The organism is Robinsoniella sp. (genome assembly GCF_034124845.1).
This window is the reverse complement of record NZ_JAWYAJ010000470.1, coordinates 1-2,866: the sequence shown is the minus strand read 5'-3', so window position 1 is coordinate 2,866 and position 2,866 is coordinate 1. Positions and strand designations below refer to the sequence as shown.

3 protein-coding genes are annotated in these 2,866 nt (G+C 43.0%); all 3 read right to left on the bottom strand.

Annotation, left to right across the window (positions count from 1 at the left end; translation table 11 throughout):
* Positions 1-678 (bottom strand): hypothetical protein (locus tag ACH2DQ_RS23025; protein WP_395028500.1); only part of this gene is annotated, 678 nt, incomplete at its 3' end.
* A 356-nt stretch (positions 679-1,034) separates the two neighbouring features.
* On the bottom strand, positions 1,035-2,207 hold the full coding sequence (dnaJ, locus tag ACH2DQ_RS23020; protein WP_394912782.1) for a molecular chaperone DnaJ: 1,173 nt from the start codon (positions 2,205-2,207) through the stop codon (positions 1,035-1,037).
* Between the two features lie 125 nt (positions 2,208-2,332).
* Positions 2,333-2,866, bottom strand: a 534-nt coding sequence (locus ACH2DQ_RS23015; protein ID WP_395028497.1) for an Hsp70 family protein, incomplete at its 5' end; no start/stop codon positions are given.

The window sequence follows — 2,866 nt, the reverse complement described above, 5'->3', positions numbered from 1 at the left end:
TGTCTGACCCGTAGTTTCAGTCGCTTTCTGGCTCTCTGTAGTAGCTGGCTGCGTTTCCGGTGCCTTGCTTTCTTCCGTAGGCTTCGTATCCGTTACCGGCTCAGTTTCCGGGGATTTCTTATCTGTTGCTTCAGTAGCTTCAGTTGCCTCTGTAGCAGCCTCTGTTCCCTTCGCTGTTTCTGACTCAGAACTTGCGGTTGTTTTTTCAGTAGCCTTTTCGGTTGCTTTTTCAGTAGCTTTATCCGTCGTTTTCTCAGATTCTGTCTTTGCCGGAGGTGCTGCAAATGCATTGTCATCATTCGCGTTTACGGTTCCGGAAAAACTTACGTCATTTACGGTAATCGATGTTGTCTGTCCTTTGGCATTTGCCGGAAGCTTTAAATAAAGGACTCCTTTATCATCTGTCTTTAAGTCTTTGTAATCATATGTATAATCTTTTCCGTTTTGTTTAACAGATAAAGATTTTACACTTGTTGCCGCTGTGATACCAGGTAATGTGAGTTTTACTTTGTAAAGCGTTGATGTATTACTTGTAGCTTTCTCTGTTGTTGCTTCGGTAGTAACTGTGGTCTGTGGCGTATTCTCTGTTCCAGCTGCTGTAACCGGTAATCCCGTTCCAGCTATCATGCTGATTGATAAGCAGATCGCCAACAGTTTATTTACGATCTTTCTCTTCATAACGACACCTTCTCTCCTTCATATTTTATTTTTCGATGACATTCGTCATAAAGCCTGAAAACAAATTGATGCAGCTGAATATATATCTGTTGTTAATCAGATCTATCAATCCAGCCGACTCATGATTTTAATATTCGAGTCTCAACAAGTATCTGTCTGCATACCTATTCTTCATCACAATTGTTTCTATATTCATATAATACCCGTTACTATCCTGTTTGTCAACAATTCCCAGACATTATAGGAAAAATTAAGAAAAGGCTTTTCATAATTATAAAAAATTAAGAAAAGAGGGTATGCATAGTCTGACAAAACATCTAAATGTCACAACAGACCACGCAGTACCCTCCTGCAGTTTAATCTTCAAAAGTTTCTTTTAATTTATCCATAAAGCCCTTTTTCTTCGGCTTTTCCGCACCCGTATTTTTCTGATTTAGAGAATTTCCGGTTGCTGCATCAAAGCTGCGAAGGGCCTCTTTTGCATCTTCGTTCAGTTTCGTCGGTACCTGTACCACCAGCGTTACATAGTGGTCTCCACGGACAGATTTGTTACGCAGTGAAGGCACACCTTTGCCTTTTAAACGTACTTTAGTGTCTGTCTGGGTACCTGGTTTTACATCGTATAAGATGTCTCCATCCACAGTGCTGATCCGAACCTCACCGCCCAGTGCTGCCTGTGCAAATGAAATTGGCGCAGTTGAGAAAATATTCATATCCTGTCTCTGGAAAATAGGATGTCTGGCAACTCTTACTTCTACCAGAAGATCCCCTCTTGGTCCGCCATTTGTTCCCGGCTCGCCCTTATCCCGGATACGGATGCTCTGACCGTCATCAATACCTGCCGGCACGCTGACTGCAATTTTCTTTCTGCTGGATGTATAGCCGCTGCCATGACAATCCGTACATTTTTCTTTTACAATCTTACCTGTTCCGCTGCAATCCGGACAGGTCTGCACATTACGAACTGTGCCAAATAAAGACTGCTGTGTAAATACAACCTGGCCTTTACCACCGCATTTTGGACAAGTCTCAGGACTTGTTCCCGGCTTTGCACCGGTACCGTGGCAGGTTTTACACTCATCTTTTAAATTTAAATCCAATTCCTTCTCACAGCCAAATACTGCTTCTTCGAAGGTTATACGTACGCTGGCACGAAGATTGGCACCTTTCATAGGACCGCTGTTCGCACTTCTTCTTCCGCCGCCAAATAAATCGCCAAAGATATCTCCGAATATATCTCCCATATCGGCGCCATTGAAATCAAATCCACCGAAGCCGCCAGCTCCGCCGCCTCCCTGGTCAAAAGCTGCATGACCAAACTGGTCGTACTGCCTCTTTTTGTCAGCATCACTCAGAACTGCATATGCTTCTGAAGCCTCTTTAAATTTCTTTTCCGCCTCTTTATCTCCGGGATTCATGTCAGGATGATACTTTTTGGCTAACTGTCTGTATGCTTTTTTAATCGTAGCATCATCAGCGCCTCTGTCTACGCCGAGGACCTCGTAATAATCACGTTTGCTCTCTGCCATTGTGTTCACCTTTCCTAATACAGATTCTGCCTGCTGTTATTTCAGACAGTTTCCCTGTTAATTCCATTCATATCAATGACTTCAGCAGCCAGATGGTGCTGAAGTCATTGTTTCAAGTATCTATTCTACACTTCTTTGTAATCGCCGTCAACTACATCATCTGCCTGGTAAGCTTCGCCGCCTTCCGGAGCCGGGCCTGCACCTTCTGCTCCTGCAGCTCCCTGAGCCTGCTCATATACTTTTGCAAATAATTTCTGAGCGCTTTCCATTAATTTTTCTTTTCCGGCTTTGATTTCTGCAACCTGAGCTTCTGTCATTTCTTCTGGATTGGATTTTTCAATCAGTTCTTTTAATGCTGCAAGATCAGCTTCTACTGCTGTCTTGTCGTTCGCATCAATCTTATCTCCTACTTCTTCCATTGCTTTTTCTGTCTGGAATACCATAGAATCAGCATCGTTGCGGGCATCAATTGCTTCTTTACGTTTTTTATCCTGTGCTTCGAATTCAGCAGCTTCTTTTACAGCCTTATCGATTTCATTATCGGACATATTAGAACCGGAAGTAATGGTGATGTGCTGTTCTTTTCCTGTTCCAAGGTCTTTTGCAGATACATTTACAATACCGTTTGCATCGATATCGAAAGTAACTTCGATCTGTGG

Excerpts from the sequence above, each read along its gene's own strand:
- dnaJ (WP_394912782.1), bottom strand. The coding sequence starts at position 2,207 with ATGGCAGAGAGCAAACGTGATTATTACGAGGTCCTCGGCGTAGACAGA.